This is a genomic window from Nocardia arthritidis NBRC 100137 (genome assembly GCF_001612765.1).
Taxonomy (GTDB): Bacteria; Actinomycetota; Actinomycetes; order Mycobacteriales; family Mycobacteriaceae; genus Nocardia; species Nocardia arthritidis.
Genome location: NZ_BDBB01000033.1, coordinates 60,093 through 79,479 on the forward strand (window position 1 = coordinate 60,093; position 19,387 = coordinate 79,479).

Annotated in this window: 16 protein-coding genes and 1 pseudogene; 7 read left to right on the top strand and 10 right to left on the bottom strand. The window is 69.6% G+C overall.

Features of this window, described 5'->3' with window-relative positions; all coding sequences use genetic code 11:
* Positions 1–28: 28 nt before the first annotated feature.
* On the top strand, positions 29–1,285 hold the full coding sequence (locus NA8_RS22465; RefSeq protein WP_084467006.1) for an ArsB/NhaD family transporter: 1,257 nt from the start codon (positions 29–31) through the stop codon (positions 1,283–1,285).
* 267 nt (positions 1,286–1,552) lie between these two features.
* Here NA8_RS22465 and NA8_RS22470 read toward each other — a convergent pair whose 3' ends face one another.
* From NA8_RS22470 to NA8_RS22485, 4 genes are read right to left on the bottom strand one after another with little or no spacing between them, the layout of a single operon-like run.
* Positions 1,553–1,816, bottom strand: a complete 264-nt coding sequence (locus tag NA8_RS22470) for a YciI family protein (RefSeq protein WP_174550120.1) — start codon at positions 1,814–1,816, stop codon at positions 1,553–1,555.
* The gene (gene nusB / locus NA8_RS22475; protein WP_063052358.1) at positions 1,813–2,322 is read right to left on the bottom strand and encodes a transcription antitermination factor NusB; all 510 of its coding nucleotides are present in this window, start codon (positions 2,320–2,322) and stop codon (positions 1,813–1,815) included. The genes NA8_RS22470 and nusB overlap by 4 nt, the downstream gene beginning before the upstream one ends.
* Positions 2,323–2,357: 35 nt before the next feature.
* Complete coding sequence (gene efp / locus NA8_RS22480) at positions 2,358–2,921, bottom strand: elongation factor P (RefSeq protein WP_043727401.1); 564 nt, start codon at positions 2,919–2,921, stop codon at positions 2,358–2,360.
* Between the two features lie 48 nt (positions 2,922–2,969).
* On the bottom strand, positions 2,970–4,097 hold the full coding sequence (locus NA8_RS22485) for a M24 family metallopeptidase (RefSeq protein WP_063052318.1): 1,128 nt from the start codon (positions 4,095–4,097) through the stop codon (positions 2,970–2,972).
* A 223-nt stretch (positions 4,098–4,320) separates the two neighbouring features.
* Between NA8_RS22485 and NA8_RS22490 the strand changes: the two genes are divergently transcribed.
* The 5 genes and pseudogenes from NA8_RS22490 to aroB all read left to right on the top strand — a co-directional run bounded on the left by NA8_RS22490 (position 4,321) and on the right by aroB (position 9,194).
* Positions 4,321–4,794 (top strand): prepilin peptidase, encoded by a 474-nt coding sequence (locus tag NA8_RS22490; protein WP_063052360.1) that lies wholly within the window; start codon positions 4,321–4,323, stop codon positions 4,792–4,794.
* A 245-nt stretch (positions 4,795–5,039) separates the two neighbouring features.
* Positions 5,040–5,888 (top strand): universal stress protein, encoded by an 849-nt coding sequence (locus NA8_RS22495; RefSeq protein WP_169810544.1) that lies wholly within the window; start codon positions 5,040–5,042, stop codon positions 5,886–5,888.
* Between the two features lie 98 nt (positions 5,889–5,986).
* The gene (gene aroC / locus NA8_RS22500) at positions 5,987–7,195 is read left to right on the top strand and encodes a chorismate synthase (protein WP_063052362.1); all 1,209 of its coding nucleotides are present in this window, start codon (positions 5,987–5,989) and stop codon (positions 7,193–7,195) included.
* Positions 7,192–7,710, top strand: a pseudogene (locus NA8_RS35265) (shikimate kinase); the annotation flags it as partial. The gene aroC and the pseudogene NA8_RS35265, both read left to right, overlap by 4 nt.
* A 362-nt stretch (positions 7,711–8,072) precedes the next feature.
* Entirely contained in the window at positions 8,073–9,194 is a 1,122-nt protein-coding gene (aroB, locus tag NA8_RS22510; RefSeq protein ID WP_063052320.1) for a 3-dehydroquinate synthase, read from the top strand.
* Between the two features lie 538 nt (positions 9,195–9,732).
* On the opposite strand, the gene NA8_RS22520 is transcribed toward aroB, so the two are convergent.
* The 6 genes from NA8_RS22520 to NA8_RS22545 all read right to left on the bottom strand — a co-directional run bounded on the left by NA8_RS22520 (position 9,733) and on the right by NA8_RS22545 (position 17,558).
* Positions 9,733–10,179: a B-4DMT family transporter gene (locus tag NA8_RS22520; RefSeq protein WP_084467013.1), complete on the bottom strand. Its 447-nt coding sequence runs from the start codon at positions 10,177–10,179 to the stop codon at positions 9,733–9,735.
* Between the two features lie 48 nt (positions 10,180–10,227).
* A complete protein-coding gene (locus NA8_RS22525; protein WP_063052323.1) occupies positions 10,228–11,055 on the bottom strand; it encodes a shikimate dehydrogenase in 828 nt (275 codons plus the stop codon).
* Positions 11,045–12,532, bottom strand: a complete 1,488-nt coding sequence (locus NA8_RS22530) for an endolytic transglycosylase MltG (protein WP_063052324.1) — start codon at positions 12,530–12,532, stop codon at positions 11,045–11,047. Before NA8_RS22530 ends, NA8_RS22525 begins: the two co-directional genes overlap by 11 nt.
* Positions 12,529–13,092, bottom strand: a complete 564-nt coding sequence (gene ruvX / locus NA8_RS22535; protein WP_063052325.1) for a Holliday junction resolvase RuvX — start codon at positions 13,090–13,092, stop codon at positions 12,529–12,531. Before ruvX ends, NA8_RS22530 begins: the two co-directional genes overlap by 4 nt.
* Positions 13,092–15,761 (bottom strand): alanine--tRNA ligase, encoded by a 2,670-nt coding sequence (gene alaS, locus NA8_RS22540; protein ID WP_063052326.1) that lies wholly within the window; start codon positions 15,759–15,761, stop codon positions 13,092–13,094. The genes ruvX and alaS overlap by 1 nt, the downstream gene beginning before the upstream one ends.
* A 453-nt stretch (positions 15,762–16,214) precedes the next feature.
* Positions 16,215–17,558, bottom strand: a complete 1,344-nt coding sequence (locus tag NA8_RS22545) for a replication-associated recombination protein A (protein ID WP_063052363.1) — start codon at positions 17,556–17,558, stop codon at positions 16,215–16,217.
* A gap of 123 nt (positions 17,559–17,681) precedes the next feature.
* Here NA8_RS22545 and NA8_RS22550 point away from each other — a divergent pair, with 123 nt between their 5' ends.
* Entirely contained in the window at positions 17,682–19,352 is a 1,671-nt protein-coding gene (locus NA8_RS22550) for an alkaline phosphatase D family protein (protein ID WP_063052364.1), read from the top strand.
* Positions 19,353–19,387 lie beyond the last annotated feature (35 nt).

Here is a 19,387-nt window from a genome sequence, read left to right on the forward strand (position 1 = left end):
AAAGGGGCGCGAACGAAGGGCTGCGATCATGGCACTCGTGCCCGACCTGGTCGATTCCTCTTCACGTAACCCGTCCTCGGCCCCGGCCACGCCAGCGTCGAGGCTGAGCGTCCTGGACCGGCTCCGGCTCGGCTTGCTCGGAGTCGGTCTGCTCTGTGTGCTCACCGGCCTCCTGCCCCGTGCCGAGGCCGCCGCCAACATGCGTCGCGTGGGCCCGCTGCTGCTGTTCCTCGCCAGCGTGATCGTGCTCGCCGAACTCACCAGGCAGGCCAAGGTCTTCGACGTCATCGCCCATCGGCTCGCGATCCTCGGTCGCGGTCACTATCCCGCGCTGTTCGGCCTCTGTGTGCTGTTCGCCTCCGCCACGACTATCGTGCTCAATCTCGACACCACGGCCGTGCTGATCGCCCCGGTCATGCTGGCCCTCGCGGCGCCTGCCCGCATTCCGCCGCTTCCGCTGGCCATGACCACGCTCTGGCTGGCCAACACCGCGAGTCTGCTATTGCCGGTCTCCAATCTCACCAATCTGCTCGCCGCCGACCGCGTGGCACTGACCGCGACCGACTTCGCGGCGAAGATGTGGGCACCGCAACTGTTTTCGATCGCGGCGACGATGGTGTGCCTGTGGCTGTGGTACTGGCGGCGGGGACGACGGGACACCGATCGCTATGTGCCGCCCGAGCCGATCCGCCCCGCGAACTTCCGGGAGCGCTCGCTGCTGCTGGCCACCGCGGGCGCCTGTTCGCTGTTCGTCATCGCGATCCCCCTCGTCGGCGACCGGATCGGTATCGCGGCGACGCTCGCGGCGCTCATCGCCGTGGCGGCGTTCGCCGTCTTCGACCGCGGCGCCTTGCGTCTGTCACTCATCCCTTGGCGGCTGCTCGTCTTCGTGATCGGCTTGTTCCTGGTGGTGCCCACCTTGAGCCGATTCGGCCTCGCCGACGCTATGCACGCCTTGATCGGGACCGATCCCGGTGCGTCCGGCGCGTTCCGGGCCGCCGCGGCAGGCGCCGGCCTCTCGAACATCGCCAACAACTTACCGGCCTACACCGCGGGCGAGGCGGTGATTCCCCGGCAGAACCGCGATCAGCTTCTCGGGTTGTTGATAGGTGCCAATATCGGCTCGATCGTCACGCCGTGGGCGTCGCTCGCGACGCTGCTGTGCTTGGAGTTCTGCCGCATGCACGACGTGCGCGTTCCGATGAAGCGATTCGTCCTGAGCGGTCTCGTCCTCGCGGTGACCGCCACCGCCGGCGCGGTCGCGGCGCTGTTGATCACTGGTTAGCCGCCGAGACAGCGGTCGCTGATCAGTGCCTGCGACGCCCGCTTGACCTCGAGTGCGCTCGAGGTACGAGGATCGGTCGTGCTCCCGCTGGTCATCCGTGCACCCACCAGCGGGAGTTCCACCTCCGGAACCGAATCGAGGCGCTGGGCGGCGTCGGAACGACCGCATCAGAACGGGCACCGCCGCGTTGCCTTCGGTCGGTGTGCCGCGCCGGCCTCGCGAGCGCCTATGCCGGTTTCGAAGCGAGGATTCGGCGCTGCGGCGCCCTCAGTTCGGTGTGGTGATTTCCCACTCGTAGACGGTGAGTTCCGATGCGCCGGTGGTGTGCACGGGGTCGGTGAACGCTATTTCCCGTGCGGCGTCGAGATCCTCAGCGAGAATCACGTACGCGCCACCGGTGCCGTCGGTGAAACGGCCGCTCTCCTGCAACTGCCCGCGCTCGTGCAGCGACCGCAGAAATTGCCGGTGCGGCTCGGTCACGGCGGCATCGAACCGCGGGGTACGCATCACCAACACGAGGTACTTGTTCACGACTCGGGCTCCGGGCGCGGCGCCCGAGTCGCGGCCGCCGCGGCGCGCACCTGCGGCGCCACCAGGACAACCTGCCCCAGCACGCCATTGAGGAAGGACGGGGAATCGTCGGTGGACAGCTCCTTGGCCAGCTCCACCGCCTCGTCCACCGCGACGACCGGCGGAACGTCGCTCGCGTGGAACAGCTCCCAGACCGCGATGCGCAGAATCGCGCGGTCCACGGCCGGGAGACGCGCCAGGGTCCAGTCCTGCAGGTACGACTCGATGGTGCCGTCCACCCGGTCGAGGTCGTCGGCGACGCCCCCGACCAAGGTGCGGGTGTAGGGGTGCACCGGCGCGACCGACTGGTCGCGTGTGGCGAGTTCGGCGCGTTCGTCGAGCAGGTCGGCGGCGTCGACGTCCCTGGCCTCCGCCTCGAACAGCAGGTCGACCGCACGGCGGCGGGCCTTGTGCCGTGCGCCGAGCTTCTTGTACGCGGACTTCTTGTCCACGGGCTGTTCAGCCACGGTCACATCATCCCGGATTCGCAGGTCCCGGGCGCTCAGGCGTTGACCCGGCCGAGGTAGCTGCCGTCGCGCGAGTCGATGCGCAGCTTGTCGCCCGTGTTGATGAACAGCGGGACCTGCACCTCGGCGCCGGTCTCCAGGGTGGCGGGCTTGGTGCCGCCGGTGGAGCGGTCACCCTGCAGGCCGATGTCGGTGTGCTGGACCACGAGTTCGATCGAGACCGGGAGTTCGACGTACAGCGGCGCGCCCTCGTGCATCGCGACCTGCACGGTCATGTTCTCCAGCAGGAAGCGCGCACCGTCGCCGATGGTGGCCTCGGAGATGGAGATCTGGTCGAAGGTCTCGCCGTCCATGAAGACGTAGTCCGAGCCGTCGTGGTAGAGGTAGGTCATGTCCCGGCGGTCGACGGTGGCGGTCTCCACCTTCACACCGGCGTTGAATGTCTTGTCGACCACCTTGCCGGACACGACGTTCTTCAGCTTGGTCCGCACGAACGCGGGGCCCTTGCCCGGCTTGACGTGCTGGAACTCGATGATCTGCTGGAGCTGACCGTCGATCTTCAGCACAAGGCCGTTCTTGAAGTCGCTGGTGTCCGCCACTGTCTTCGGATCTCCTCGTTCTACCGCTTGGTCTCGGGCAGACCGGCGTCAGGCGACGACGGTCAGGTCTTTGCTGGTGTGGGTGAGCAGCTCAGGGCCCCCTTCGCGCACCACGAGCGTGTCCTCGATCCGGACCCCGCCGCGGCCGGGAAAGTACACACCTGGTTCGACGGTCACCGCCACGCCAGACAGAAGTGTACCGGTTCCGGTTTTCGCGATTCCGGGCGCTTCGTGGATCTGCAGACCGACCCCGTGGCCGAGTCCGTGCACGAACAACTTCCCGTGCCCGGCGGCCTCGATCACCGCCCGCGACGCCGCGTCCACGTCGGCCACCGGAATCCCCGGCCGCAGCGCCTCGCGCCCGGCCCGCTGCGCCGCGGCGACCAGCGCGTACACCTCGCGCTGCCAGTCGCTCGGCGCTCCTAGTACGAAGGTGCGGGTCATGTCGGAGTGATAGCCGCCGACCACCGCCCCGAAGTCCAACTTGACGAAATCGCCCGTCGCCAGCACGGCGTCGGTCGGACGATGGTGTGGGACAGCCGAGTTCGGGCCGGTGGCCACGATGGTCTCGAACGACACCGCTTCGGCGCCGTGTTCGAACATGGCCCATTCCAGATCCCGGGCCACCTGGCGCTCGGTGCGACCGGGCCGCAACCCGCCACGCTCCAGCAGCGCGGCCAGACCGGCGTCGCCCGCCGCGCAGGCCGCGCGCAACTGCTCCACTTCGTAGGCGTCCTTCACCATGCGCAACTGCTCCACCAGCCCGGGCGAGGCGACGAACTGCAGGCCGGTGCGCTGTTCGAGGAAACCGCGATGCTGGTCGACGGTGACGACATGGCTTTCGAAGCCCACCCGGCCGACCTGCCACTCCCCCGCCAATTGCACGATCCGCCGCGAGGTGGCCCGCGCGATCTCCGCCCGCAGATCGGGAACCTGCTCGGCGACCTGGGTCCGGTACCGGCCGTCGGTGCCGATCACCGTCCGTTCCTCGGCGGTGCGCGTGTCCCAGGAGTGCACGAGCAACGCCGCGTTGGAGCCGCTGAACCCCGTCAGATATCTGATGTTCACCAGATCGGTGACCAGCAGGGCGTCCACCCCGTTCTCCACCAGCAGGCTGCGCAGCGCGCCACGCCGCGCCGCGTAGTCCGGCACATGACCCGGGTGATCAGCACACATACCTCAAAACTACCGCCGACGCACCGAACGCCGACAGCCAACACGTCCTCGTCCGCCGTCCGCCGCGTTCGGGGCGTGAGAAGTGTCGCGAAAACTGCTGGCGGGCAGTATTTCTCAACCTCGAGGGTGACTGCTGACCAACGGCCTGTTCACATTCGCCCATGTTGTGCACATTCCGGACCGGCTCGGCTTTCCCGCGCCGGCGCCGGGCGAAGGTGGAGGCATGACCCTTCTCGCATGCGCCATCCTCACCGTGTGGTGCGCGGCCCTGACGGTGTTCGACCTGCGTGAACGCCGCCTACCGAACGTACTGACCGGTCCGGGCGCGCTGGGGGTCCTCGGATACGCCATGCACACAGAGCAATTCACCACCGCACTGCTGGGCGCACTGCTTCTGTCGGCGCCGTACCTGCTGGTACATCTCGCCGCACCCGCCGCGCTGGGTGCGGGCGACGTCAAGCTCGCAGTGACGCTGGGCGGGGCTGCCGCACTCGGCGGTGCGCAGCCGTGGGTGTGGGCGGCACTGGGAGCACCGGTGTTCACCGCGTGCGCCGCGCTCGGCGCATCGGCCCGCCGGGGCGTGTTCACCTCTCGCGCCGCCGGGCCGGACAGCCGCGCGGTCACCGTGCCACACGGTCCCGCGATGTGCCTGGCGACATTGCTGGCCCTGCTGTCGTCGGTCCTGGGCTCGACCTGAGTTCGTCCGCCACCGCGCCGACGCGTCTGCGCAGCGCACTTCCCGAGCGATCACGAAGCCAGCAAATCCACCGCAATTCATCGGTAGCATCAATCGCGGACAAACGACTTTCCGAGCGGTCCACCGCGGCAGCACTCGCGGGGCGGCAGTTCGGCGAGTCGCCCGGTCGAGTCGTCAGAACAGCGGAAGCGGCGTCGGGAAGGAGCCACCCAGTGCATCCGAGGGATTCTGCGCGGAGACCGATCGTGGTGGGGACCGACGGTTCGGACCAATCGATCGTCGCGGTCCGCTGGGCGGCGCAGACCGCCGCGCTGCACGACGCACCCCTGCACATCGCGCTGATCGTCGAGGCGCCGCTCGCCTTCGACAACGACGATCCGCCGCGCCCGGCGGCGTTGCTGCGGGTGCGCGAAGCGGACGAGGCGATCGAGCGCGCCGCGAACGCCGCGGTAGCGGCCGCGGGCACCGTGCGCGACATCGCCATCGGAACCGAGATCCGCACCGCGCACATCGCCACGGCCCTGATCGAGCGTTCTCGCAGCGCGGCGATGCTCGTGGTCGGCACCCGCGGTATCGGCCGCGTCCAGCGAGTCCTGCTCGGCTCGGTCAGCACCGCCGTCGCCCGGGACGCCGATTGCCCCGTGGCGGTGGTGCCTGCCGAGACGCCGCTGTGGGACCGGACCTGCACCGCGCCGGTGATCGTCGGGGTGGACGGCTCCGCCGCCGAGCAAGCCGCCATCGAGGTCGCGGCCACCGAAGCCTCGCTGCGCGGGGTCGAACTGGTGGCCGTGCACACTTGGGGCGAGGTCGAGCCGCTTGCCGCGATCGGCACCGATTGGGCCGCGCGGCGCCGGACCGAGGAAGCGTTGCTCGCCACGAGCCTGGCCGGTTGGCAGGAGCAGTACCCGGAACTCACAATCCGGCGTGAGGTCGTCCGCGACCGGCCGCAGCGGCGGCTGCTCGAACGCTCCCGCGACGGGCAACTGCTGGTGGTGGGCAACCGTGGCCGCGGAGCCTTGGGACGGCTGCTGTTCGGTTCGGTCGGCGACGCGCTGCTGCGCTCGGCGGATCGCCCCATCGTCATAGCCCGCTGAAGGCGTCGGCGGGTGGTATCCGCCTCTCCTCCGGCGTGCGCGTCGTCACGCCGGGCCACGTTCCTGAGCACCGGCGTCGACATGGGAAGATGAACGACGTGCTGCGTTGGATAACTGCTGGAGAATCCCATGGTCCCGCTCTCGTCGCCATTCTCGAGGGGATGGTGGCAGGTGTCGAGGTGACGTCGGACGAGATCTCCACGCAGCTCGCGCGCCGCAGGCTGGGCTACGGCCGCGGCGCGCGGATGAAGTTCGAGGCCGACAAGGTCACCGTCGTCGGCGGTGTGCGGCACGGGCGCACGATGGGCGGCCCGATCGCCATCGAGGTGGCCAACTCCGAGTGGCCGAAGTGGACCACCGTGATGTCCGCCGACCCGGTCGATCCGGCCGAACTCGCCGAGCTCGCCCGCAACGCACCGCTGACCCGGCCCCGGCCCGGGCACGCCGATTACTCCGGCATGCTCAAGTACAACTTCGACGATGCCCGCAACGTGCTCGAGCGCGCCAGTGCCAGGGAGACCGCCGCGCGCGTCGCGGCGGGCACCGTCGCTCGCAACTTCCTGCGCCAGGCGTTCGGCGCGGAGGTCGTTTCGCACGTCGTGTCGATCGGCACGGCACAGAACACCTCCGGAATCGTGCCGACCGCCGCCGACCTCGCCGCGGTGGACGAGAGCCCGGTCCGGGCGTTCGACAAGGACGCCGAAGCCGCGATGATCGCCGAGATCGAGGCGGCCAAGAAGGACGGCGACACGCTCGGCGGCGTGGTCGAGGTGGTCGTGGAGGGACTCCCGGTCGGCCTCGGCTCGTTCACCAGCGGCGAGAACCGGCTGGACGCGCGGCTCGCGGCCGCCCTCATGGGCATCCAGGCCATCAAGGGTGTCGAGGTCGGTGACGGTTTCGAGACCGCACGCCGCCGCGGCAGCCAGGCGCACGACGAGATGCGGCCCGGCCCCGATGGCGTGCTGCGCTCCACCAATCGCGCCGGCGGCCTGGAAGGCGGCATGACCAACGGCGAGGCGCTGCGCGTGCGTGCGGCCATGAAGCCGATCTCGACGGTGCCGCGCGCGCTGTCCACCGTCGACATGAGCACCGGAGACGAGGCCGTCGCCATCCACCAGCGTTCGGACGTGTGTGCCGTTCCCGCGGCGGGCGTGGTGGCCGAATCGATGGTGGCGCTGGTCGTCGCGCAGGCCGCGCTGGAAAAGTTCGGCGGCGACTCGCTCACCGAGACTGTCGAGAACATCACCAGCTACATCAAGCGCATCAGCACTCGCCCCCACGTGCCCGCGGACAGTCGGTCGCAATGATCGTGCAGACCGATCCGCGCGCCCCGCGCGTGGTGCTGGTCGGACCGCCGGGGGCGGGCAAGTCCACGATCGGCCGCAAGCTCGCCAGGGAACTCGGCGTCGAACTGTACGACACCGATGCGGGCATCGAGCGGGAGACCGGTCGCACGATCCCGGAGATCTTCGCCGAAGACGGTGAGCCCGAATTCCGCAGGATCGAGGAGCGGGTGGTGCGCCGCGCCGTCCTCGCCGAGCGCGGCGTGGTCTCGCTGGGCGGCGGCGCCGTGCTGTCCGCCGACACCAGGGCCCTTCTGCGCGGCCGTACCGTGGTCTACCTGGAGATCAGTGTGGCCGAGGGCCTTCGGCGCACCGGCGCCAGCACCCAGCGGCCGCTGCTCAACGGCGCCGACCCCGGCGCGAAGTACCGGGAGCTGATGCGCGCCCGCAGGCCGCTCTACCGGGAGGTGGCCACCGTCCGGGTCCGCACCGACGGTCGCAGTCCCGGCCGGGTGGTACGGATGATCATGACCAAGCTCGGGATGGAGCCGGTCGAGCACGCCGAAGCGGACCTCCGGCCGCCACCCAGCGGAATTCCGCAGGGCAGCAGCCGATCCCGGTCCCGCCGCCGAGCCAGGGCAAGAGCGGCGGCCCGGCGCACGACCGCCGATCAGGGCGAGAGCACCGACACCGAGACCGGCGCCACGAAGGAGTCGGCGACCACCACCGTTCGATCGCGCCGCGAGCGCAGGGGCCGCACGAGCGAACCCGACGCCGCGAGCGGAACGAGCGACAGCGAGACAATGGCCGGCAACCGATCCAGGCGGGCCCGCGCACGCCGTGCCCGCTCCCGGGCGCGTCAGCAGTCGACAACAGCAACAACAGAATCGGAGCAAGCCACGTGACAGAGCCGAGTCGTCTCGAAGTCCGGACCGCCGACCCGTACCCGGTGATCATCGGTCGCGGGTTGCTCGGCGAACTCGTCGAGTCGGTCAGCGGCGCGACCACAGGCGTGCGCACCGTGGCCATCTTCTATCAGCCGCCACTCGCCGAAACCGCCGAAGCGGTGCGAAAGGCGCTGGCCGACACCGGCATCGACGCACATCGCGTCGAGATCCCGGATGCCGAGGCGGGCAAGGACCTGGCCGTCGCCGGATTCTGCTGGGAGGTGCTCGGGCGCATCGGCCTGACCCGCAACGACGTCGTGGTCAGCCTCGGCGGCGGCGCGGCGACCGACCTGGCCGGGTTCGTCGCCGCCACCTGGATGCGCGGGGTGCGCATCGTGCACGTGCCCACCACACTGCTGGCCATGGTCGACGCGGCGGTCGGCGGCAAGACCGGCATCAATACCGAGGCAGGCAAGAACCTGGTCGGCTGCTTCCACGAGCCCGCCGCCGTGCTGGTCGACCTGGCCACGCTCGAGACGGTTCCGCGCAACGAGATCGTCGCGGGCATGGCCGAGATCATCAAGGCCGGTTTCATCGCCGACCCGGTGATCCTCGACCTGGTGGAGCGCGACCCCGAGGCCGCCCTCGACCCGTCCGGCGCGGTGCTGCCGGAGCTGATCCGCCGCGCGATCCAGGTGAAAGCCGACGTCGTCGCCGCCGATCTGAAGGAGTCGAGCCTCCGCGAGATCCTCAACTACGGTCACACCCTCGGGCACGCGATCGAGCGGCGAGAGCGCTACCGGTGGCGGCACGGCGCGGCGGTCTCCGTCGGACTGGTGTTCGCCGCCGAACTCGGCCGTCTCGCGGGCCGTCTCGACGACGCCACCGCCGACCGTCATCGCGCGATCCTGTCCGCCGTCGGGCTGCCGACCAGCTACGACGCCGACGCACTTCCGCAACTGCTGGACGCCATGCAGACCGACAAGAAGACTCGCTCCGGCGTGCTGCGCTTCGTCGTGCTCGACGGTCTCGCCAAGCCGGGCCGGCTCGAGGGACCCGACCCCACGTTGCTGGCGGCCGCCTACTCCGCCGTCGCGCGCGAAGGCAAGCCCGACACCGGCGGCATCTTGCTGTAGGGCCATCGCACGTCCGGTGCCGGACGGTGGCGCTCCACCGAACGAGGAACGGCGCACCCTCCTGGCGGGTGCGCCGTTCCTCGTCTCAGTGGGACGGAACCCAGAGGTCGTACCTGCCGCTACCGTCGTTTCGCGGAACGCATTCCGCGTGATCGTTCCAGAGCGGCGCGTCCTTCAGGCAGCTCGCCAGCGAGACGTTCGACGCCGACGACACGCATTGGAACCCCCACCTCGGCTGCGCCGATGCACAGCCGTCGGCTTTCGCCGCAGCCTGTCCGCCGAATGCGAACGCGGACGCGGCGATCGCCATCGCCGCGATGACCCCGAATCGAATCAGCACAACGCTTCCCCTCCCATTGAAATGCATTGCACAACAGCATAACCGGCGGCATCGACAGCGGAAAGGGTAGGCACGCACCGGCGCTGCCGATTGGCCGCATCGCCGGCTATGGCAATACGTCAGCAAATGACGCGGACGAGCGACCTCATTCGCGGATCACCGGCCGCGTATCCGATTGCGTCGAGGCGGGAGTTGGGGTCAGGCGGGGGTGGACTGTTTGCTTGCGGCGCGGTCGGCGAAAGCGCGCCCGATGCCCACGCCGATGAGGGCGAAGATGAAGATCAGCAGGACGATGAACGCCGCGGCGGCGGTGAGCTCGAAGAGCAGGCCGTTGTCTCCGAGGTCGAACTTGGGCAACCAGTCGAGCAGCCAGGCGGCGAGACCGCTGCCGACGCCCGCCACCACCGCGGCCTTCAGCCACAGCAGTGTCAGGTCGGTGCCGCGCTCGGGATCGGGCTGGGCCGCCCTGTCCTTGCGTCCGTCCAGGAAACCCCAGTACAGGCCGGCCGCGACGAGCACGATCAGTGCGAGCGCACGCATCCACGCCCCGTGCGTCGGCCAGTACACCATCGCGAACCCGAGCGCGGCGCGCAGCAAGACGACCAGCGCACCGAGCACGATCGCCCGCAACACCCAAGCATTCATGCGCACCACCCTAACCCCGCGTCGCGCTCAACCAAACTAGAACCGGTATCAATTCTGCGGCCGGTGACCCTCGTCCAGCGCCGCCGCCATCTCCGCGCGCGGCGCGGGCTGCCCGGTGAACAGCTCGACCTGCCCGTAGGCCTGGTTCAGCAGCATCTCCAAACCGCTGACCACCGTGTGCCCGGCCCGCCACACCGCCCTCGCCAGCGGTGTCGGCCATGGGTCGTAGATCGCGTCGAGCACCACCGGGGCCTCGGCCACCGCGGGGGCGACGACCGCGGCCGCTGTGGCGGGAATGGTACTGATCACGGCGCCTGCCGCCGCGCAGATCCCCTGGAGCGGCCCGGCCTCGAATGCGGCCAACACGGCCACCATTCCGAGCCGCTCGGCGAGTTCGAGCGCACCGCGCGCCCGGTTCGCGTCCCGCGCGACTATGGTGACCGACTTCGCGCCCAGCTCCGACAGCGCCAGCAGAGCAGGCCGCGCGGTACCGCCCGCACCCAGCACCACGCCTTCGGCCAGTTCTCCGGCCCCCGCGCCGCGCAGCGCGCCGAGCACGCCGTCGACGTCGGTGCAATCGGCCAGCCAGCCTGCGCCGGTGCGGACCAAGGTGTTGGCCGATCCGACCAGCACGGCACGGTCGGTGCGCTCGTGCGCGTAGGCCAGTGCCACTTCCTTGCCGGGCATGGTCACCGAGAGCCCGACCCATTCCGGGCCGAGCCCGTCGACCAACCCGGGCAGCTGCTCGGCCGAGCACTCGATGCGCTCGTAGCTCCAGTCCAGCCCGAGCGCGCGATACGCGGCCAGGTGCAGCTGGGGCGATCGCGAATGCGCGATCGGCTTACCGAGCACCGCCGCCTTGCGACTACCGGCCACCGCTGTCCTTGGAACTGTCCAGAATGCCGCTGCGCTGCGCCCGTGCGATCAGGCGCAGATGCTCCTGGTAGTCGTCGGTGAACAGAGTGGTGCCCTGCTTGTCGACGGTGACGAAGTACAGCCAGGGCCCCGCCTCCGGATTCTCCATCGCACGCAACGCGTTCAACGACGGCGCGGCGATCGGGGTCTTGGGCAGGCCCTGCATCGCATAGGTATTCCAGGCGGTTTCCTGAGCGCGGTCGGCGTCGGTGGTCGCCACCTCGGTGCGATCCAGGGTGTAGTTCACCGTCGAATCGAACTGCAACATCTGATCGACCCGCAGCCGGTTCACGATCACCCGTGCCACCTTGCCCATGTCCTGCGGTTTCGCCTCACGTTCCACCAGCGAGGCAGCGACCAGCGTCTCATAGGGCGTCAGTTTCGTGTCGGCGCCGGACTGCAGCAAGCCGGTGGATTCATAGCTCTTCGCGCTCGCCGACACCAGTTGCCGCAGGATCTGTTCCGGTGTGCCGCTGGGATCGAAATCCCATGTGCCCGCGGCGATCAGGCCTTCCAGCTGTCTCGCCCGGTCCGGGCAGTCCTTGACACCCTGCATCGCCCACGCGGGCACCCCGAGCGCGGCCAGATCCAGGCTCGCGCCCGCGGCATCGAGCTGTTCGTAGGTCACGCACTTCTGGCTGGCGCCGGTGCCGATGCAACTGGCCTCGGCGATCTTGCGGTAGATGCCGTCGTACCGCCCGCCGGTGCTCATGTCGTGCTGGTCGTGCAGCAGACGTCCCTCGGAGACGACCAGGTTGCCGACCCTGGAGTCCTTGCCGACCAGCGCGGCGACCGCCTGCGCCGCGGGGCTGCGGCTCGCGATCGCGTAGAACCCCGGCTGCACCGCGTTCATGTTCGAATTTCGCACAGCCGCTTCGATGAACGCGCCGGTGCTGGCGACGACGCCCTTGTCGTGCATGGTCGCCGCGATCTGCGTCGAGGTGTCGCCGTCGTGCACTTGCACGATCACCAAGGGGCCGGGCGGACCCGCGAAGTCCTCCGGCGGGCCGAAACTGGCGACCAGCTTCATGCCCGCGAAGACAACAGCGCCTGCGAAAATCAGCGCGAAGACGCCCCCGACGATCCATATCGTCCGGCGGCGCCGCTTGCGCTCGGCGGCTTTGCGTGAGGCCACCCGTGATCGCTTGCCACGTTGGCGACCAGAGCGCTCGGAACGCTCCGGCTGGACGCGCTTCGCACGGCGCGGCGCCTGCTCGCGGGTAGCGCTCGCGCGCTGCCCGCCACGCCGCGGGGCGGGCGGAGCCGGCGTGGGCGGCTCCTCCTCCTCGTCATCGACGTAGCGGGGGATGACGGTCGTATCGTCGTCGTAGTAGTCATCGCCGTCGTGTTCGCCCCAGGCCCGGTCGTCTCTCCGATACCGCCGATCAGCTTCGCGCTGTCGGAACAGTTCCTCGGCCCGCGCCCACCGATCCGTCATGCATCGTCCCCGGGCGACGCGGGACGTCCCGCTTCCACCGACCTCAACACCGCACTCCGTTCGTCCAACCATCCTTGCAGGATCGACACGGCCGCCGCCTGATCGATCACCTGCCGCTGGCCACGCGCGCGAACTCCACTGTCCCGCAATGCACGTGCAGCTGACACCGTAGTCAAACGTTCGTCGGAAAGCCGGACCGGCACCGGCCCGACGGCGGCCCGCAATCGCTCAGCGAATGCGGTGGCCAGCGTAGCCGCAGTCCCCTTCTCCCCGCGTAATGTTCGCGGCAATCCGACGATCACCTCGACTGCCTCGTACTCCCGCACAATTTCGGCAATTCTTTCGATATCGGATGCGGGAGCCGAACGTCGTGACGATTTCGCGCGCGGTACCGTCTCCACCGGCGTGGCGAGGATGCCGTCGGGATCGCACGCGGCGACCCCGATCCGGACACTGCCGACGTCGACGCCGATCCGCCTGCCCCGGCCTGGGTCGGTGGCGGGATCCGGCCGGTCGGCGCCGCGCTGCGCCGACCTCTCCGATTCCGCGGGCTCGCGCATCACCCGGCGAGTTCGGCCACCCGCGCGCGGACCGCGGCCAGGCCCGCCGGAATGCCGGACGGATCCGATCCCGCGCCCTGGGCCATCTCCGGCTTACCCCCGCCGCGTCCGGCGATACTCGGGCCGAAGCTGCCGACCAGATCACCCGCCTTGATGCCGAGTTCCTGCGCGGGCTTGTTCACGGCGACCACGAACGGCACCTTGCCGTCGGCGTTGCCGAGCAGCACCACCACGGCGGGCTCGCTGCCGAACCGGCCGCGGATGTCGGTGGCAAGGGTGCGCAGATCGCCCGCGGGCACGCCCTCCGGCGCGGCCACGGCGACCAGCAGCAGGCGGCCGATCCGCTCGGCTTGCTCGACGAATGTGGCCGCCGAGGACAGCACCGCCGCCATCTTCGTGCGCTCGAGTTCTTTCTCGGCCACCTTCAGCCGCTCCACGAGCTGCTCCACGCGACCCGGCACCTCTTCGGAAGGCACCTTCAGCGCGGAGGCGACACCGGCCAGCAGCGCGCGCTCCTTGGCCAGGTACTTGTAGGAGTCCAGGCCGACGAACGCTTCGACGCGCCGCACACCGGAGCCGACCGACGACTCGCCGAGCACGGTGATCGGGCCGATCTGCGAGGAATGCTGCACATGCGTGCCGCCGCACAGCTCCATGGAGAACGGGCCGCCGATCTCCACGACGCGGACCTCGTTGCCGTAGTTCTCGCCGAACAGGGCCAGCGCGCCCATCTGCTTGGCCTTCGGCAGATCGGTGAGGAAGGTGTTCACCGGGAAGTCGGCGCCGACCGCGTTGTTGGACACGGCCTCGATGTCGGCCTTCTGCTGCTCGGACAGCTGGCCCTGCCAGTTGAAGTCGAAGCGCAGGTAGCCCGGCTTGTTCAGGGAACCGGCCTGCACGGCGTTCGGGCCGAGCACCTGACGGAGGGCGGCGTGCACCATGTGCGTGCCGGAATGCCCCTGAGTGGCGCCGCGCCGCCACGCGGGATCGGCCTGGGCGAGCACGATATCGCCCTCGGTGACCTGGCCGTGCTCCACGGTGGTCTTGTGCACCCACAGCTTCTTGGCGATCTTCTGCACGTCGTTGACGCGCAGCTTCAGGCCCGAGGAGGCGGTGATGGAGCCGCGGTCGGCGATCTGGCCACCGGACTCGGCGTAGAGCGGGCTGCGATCCAGGATCACCTCGACGTCCTGTCCAACGGTCGCGGCGGGCACCCGGACGCCGTCGGCGATCAGGGCGAGCACGGTGGCCTCGGAGGTGAGCTCGTCGAAGCCGGTGAACTCGGTGGCGCCCCGGTCGACCAGTTCCTTGTAGATCGTCAGGTCGGCGTGGGCGTGCTTACGGGCCTGCGCATCCTCCTTGGCACGCTTGCGCTGCTCGGCCATGAGCGAGCGGAAGCCCTCCTCGTCGACCGACAGCCCGGCCTCTGCGGCCATCTCCAGCGTCAGATCGATCGGAAAACCGTAGGTGTCGTGCAGGGTGAACGCGTCCGACCCGGCGATCGTGCTGCCGCCCTCGGCCTTCACCGCGGCGGCGGTGTTGTCGAACAAGGTGGAGCCGGTGTTCAGCGTCTTCAGGAATGCCGTCTCCTCGCCGACGGCGACGGTCTCGATCCGGCGAAAGTCGGTGGCCAGCTCCGGGTAGGACGGGGCCATCAGGTCGCTGACGACCTTCATGAACTCGCTCATCACCGGCTTCTCGGCGCCGAGCAGGCGGGCTGAGCGGACGATGCGGCGCAGCAGGCGGCGCAGCACGTAGCCGCGGCCGTCGTTGCCCGGGTTCACGCCGTCGGCGATGAGCATGGCCGCGGTGCGGGCGTGGTCGGCGATCACGCGGAAGCGGACGTCGTCCTCGTGCTGAACGCCGTAGGAACGTCCGGTCAGCTCCTCGGCCTTGTCGATGATGGGGCGCAGCAGGTCGGTCTCGTAGACGTTGTCCACGCCCTGCAGCAGCAGCGCGATCCGCTCGACGCCCATACCGGTGTCGATGTTCTTCTTCGGCAGCGACCCGACCGGCGGATGCCCCTGCTTCGGGCTCAGCTCACCGCGGATGTCCTGCATGAACACCAGATTCCAGATCTCGAGGTAGCGGTCCTCGTCGGCGACCGGTCCGCCGTCTCGGCCGTGCTCGGGCCCGCGGTCGTAGTAGATCTCCGAGCACGGTCCGCCGGGACCGGGCACGCCCATGTCCCAGTAGTTGTCCTTGCCGTCGCGGAACTGGATGCGCTCCTCGGGCATGCCCGCGACCCGCTTCCAGATCTCGGCGGCCTCCGGGTCGTCCTGGTAGACGGTCACCCAGATCCGCTCGGGGTCGAAGCCGTAACCGCCTTCGTCCTGCGGCTTGGAGATCAGCTCCCAGGCGAGCGTGATCGCCCCCTCCTTGAAATAGTCACCGAAGGAGAAGTTCCCCGCCATCTGGAAGAACGTGTTGTGCCGCGTGGTGACGCCGACCTCTTCGATGTCGCCGGTCCGCACGCATTTCTGCACGCTGGTGGCCCGCGGGTACGGCGCCGCCTCCTGACCCAGGAAGTACGGCTTGAACTGGACCATGCCTGCGTTGACGAACAGCAGGTTCGGGTCGGCCAGGATCAGCGAGGCACTCGGCACCTCGGTATGGCCGGCACGGAGAAAATGGTCCAGGAAGCGCCGTCGAATCTCGTGGGTCTGCACGAATACCCAGCCTACCGGTGCCGCGCACGCGAATTTTCATCGACCGGGCACCCGTCGCGTCCCCGCGACCGCTCAGCGACCCAGCCCCGCGGCGGCTCACTGTCCGACGTCATGTACACCGGAGCGGGCAGTTCGACAGGCTTTCCGAACGTGCGGTCTTGCTGTAGACACCGTCTTCCGGGTCGCTGAACACGACTACCTCGCAGCTGTCTCTGTCGACCAGCAGATGGACCGGGATCCCGGTCTCGGCCGTGGTCCTCCTCCGGCGCAGCCTTGACTCCCGCGCCTCCCGAACACGAATTCCAGTCGTACCGTCTCGTCGGCATTCTCGGCGAGTTCCTCGGAGTCACCGACACGCAGCTGTGGCCTGTCGGCTGCGCCGCCACGTAAACCTCCACTTCGTTCCCCCTTGTCGGACGCGCCGATACCGACACAGCCGCCTACCGGGGACCGTCAGCCTCGGACGATGCGGCGCAGCTTGTCGACCCGTGGACCGATTTCGCGTTCGTGTCCGTGGTCGGTGGGACGGTAGTAGTCGACGCCGACCAGTTCGTCGGGCGGGTATTGCTGGGCGAGCACGCCGTCTTTGTCGTCGTGTGGGTACCGGTAGCCCTGCGCGTTGCCGAGTGCCGCCGCGCCCGCATAGTGACCGTCACGCAGGTGCGGCGGGACCGGGCCCGCCTTACCCGCCGCGACATCGGCCATGGCCGCTCCGATCGCGGCCACCACAGCGCCGGACTTCGGGGCGGTCGCCAGATGGATCGTGGCCTGCGCGAGCGCGAGGCGACCCTCGGGCAGCCCGACCAGCTGCACCACCTGCGCGGCGGCGGTCGCCGTCTGCAACGCCATCGGATCGGCCATGCCGATGTCCTCGCTGGCATGGATCATCAGCCTGCGGGCGATGAAGCGAGGGTCCTCGCCCGCGCTGAGCATGCGTGCCAGGTAGTGCAAGGCGGCGTCGACGTCCGAGCCGCGGATGGACTTGATGAACGCGCTGATCACGTCGTAGTGCTGGTCGCCGGCGCGGTCGTAGCGGACGGCGGCCTTGTCCACGCTGGCCTCGACCAGGTCCACGTCGACGGTGCCGTCGAGCGAGGATTCGGCCGACGCTTCCAGCGCGGTCAGCGCGCGGCGGGCGTCGCCGCCCGCGATCCGGACGATGTGCTCGAGCGCGGCGTCGGTGACGGTGTACTCGCCTGCGAGCCCACGCGGGGCGGCGATCGCGCGGCCGAGCACCTGGCGGATGTCGGCTTCGGTCAGCGATCGCAGTTGCAGCACCAGCGAGCGCGAAAGCAGCGGCGACACCACCGAGAACGAGGGGTTCTCGGTGGTCGCGCCGACCAGCAGGACGATGCGGTTCTCCACCGCGGCCAGCAGCGCGTCCTGCTGGGTCTTGGAGAAACGGTGCACCTCATCGATGAACAGCACGGTCTGTTCGCCCGCCGACAGCCTGCGCCGCGCCATGTCGATAACCGCGCGCACCTCCTTGACGCCGGCCGAGAGGGCCGACAGCGCCTCGAACCGCCGACCGGTGGCCTGCGAGATGAGCGAGGCGAGGGTGGTCTTGCCCGTTCCGGGCGGCCCGTACAGCAGCACCGAGGCGGCGCCCGATCCCTCGATCAACCTGCGCAGCGGCGAGCCGGGCCCGAGCAGATGCTGCTGGCCGACCACTTCCTCCAGCGTGGCCGGACGCATGCGCACGGCCAGCGGCGCACCCGCGTCCCGGCGCACCACGGTGTCGATCGAATGCTCCGGGGGCGCCGCGGCACCGGGCACGTCGAACAAACCATCGCTCACCAGACGAACGTTACCCAGCCGCACCGACAGCGCGGCATGCCGTTCCCCCGTAACCGACGCGCCGCGGAGCACGGCCTGGACCGGCGCGGCGGTGAACCGAGTTGCGCGTCGCCGGTACTTCGGATGGGATCGGTACCCGTGCCTGAAAACGCATTCGTTTCAGATCCATCGTCCGCCGCCCGGTTCGCTCGGCGCACCCTGCTGAAGGGCAGCGCGGCCGCCGCCACCGCCACCGCGGTGGCAGGCGGCGGACGCGCGCAAGCCGCGACACCGGCATTCCGGCACGGCGTCGCCTCGGGCGACCCGCTTCCCGACGGCGTCATCCTCTGGACCCGCGTCACCGTCTCCGACGACGCGACGCCCGGTTCGGGCGTCGGCGACCCGGCGGCCGTGCGGTGGGAGATCGCCGCGGACGAGCGGTTCCTCTCGATCGCCGCCTCCGGAACCGTGACGGCCGCGGCGGAATCCGACCACACTGTCAAGGTCGACGTCTCCGGCCTCTCGCCGAATGTCGAGTACTTCTATCGCTTCGGCGCCCTCGGCCAGACCTCCCCCGTCGGCCGCACCAAAACCGCGCCCGCCACGGCGGACACCCCCGACCGCCTTCGATTCGGCGTGGTCTCGTGCTCGAACTGGGAGGCGGGCTGGTTCGGCGCCTACCGCCACCTGGCCGCCCGCACCGACCTGGACGCGATCGTGCACCTGGGCGATTACATCTACGAATACGGTCGCGGCAAGTACGGCGGCCGCAACGGCATTGTGCGCCCGCACGAACCGGCGAACGAGATCGTCAGCCTGACCGATTACCGCATCCGCCACGCCCAGTACAAGACCGACCCCGACCTGCTCGGTCTGCACGCCGAGCTGCCGTTCATCTGCACCTGGGACGACCACGAATCCGCGGACAACTCCTGGTCCGGCGGCGCGCACAACCACGATCCCGCGACCGAGGGCAGCTGGACCGACCGGCGCGCCGCCTCCGCGCAGGCCTACTTGGAATGGATGCCGGTCCGCGCGTCCGGGTCCGGCGCCGACGCGCGGATCTACCGCAGGCTGCGCTTCGGCACCCTGGCCGAACTCACCATGCTCGATCTGCGCAGCTACCGCGATGAGGAGGCGAAACCGGGCGCGTCCTGGCGGGAGGCCGACAACCCGGCTCGCACCATCACCGGCAAGACGCAGATGGAGTGGCTGACCGCGGGCTTGGCGTCCGCGCCGGTGCGGTGGAAGCTGGTCGGCAACTCGGTGATGATCGCTCCGCTGGTCTTCCCGCCGCTGGATCCTGCCACCACGGCGGCGATCACCAGCACCTTGGGCGTCCCGCAGTCCGGCCCGTCACTGAACGGCGACCAGTGGGACGGCTACACCGCCGACCGCACCCGCCTCTTCCGCGCCATCCTCGACCAGCAGATCTCCGACGTGCTGTTCCTCACCGGGGACATCCACTCCTCGTGGGCTGCGGATCTCCCGGTGGACGCGGCGAGCTACCCGGGCGGGGCGACGGCGGGCGCCGAGTTCGTGGTGCCGTCGGTGACCTCGTCCAGCATCGGCGACCTGCTGCGGACCAATTCAGCGCCGATCGCGCAATCGCTCGGGGCGATCAACCGTCATCTGCGGTACGTGGAATTGGATTCGCACGGCTACGGCGTGCTGGAGGTCACCGCGGAGCAGGCACAGATGGACTGGTACTACCTGCTGAACGTCACCGACCCGAATTCCGGTGTGCGCCACGGCGCTTCGTTCGCCGTGCGTTCCGGCGGCCGAGTCGAGCCGCGGCAGGGGCCGCTCGGCTGAGCGGCACGGCAGACCATTCCTGCCCGCGCATCCGC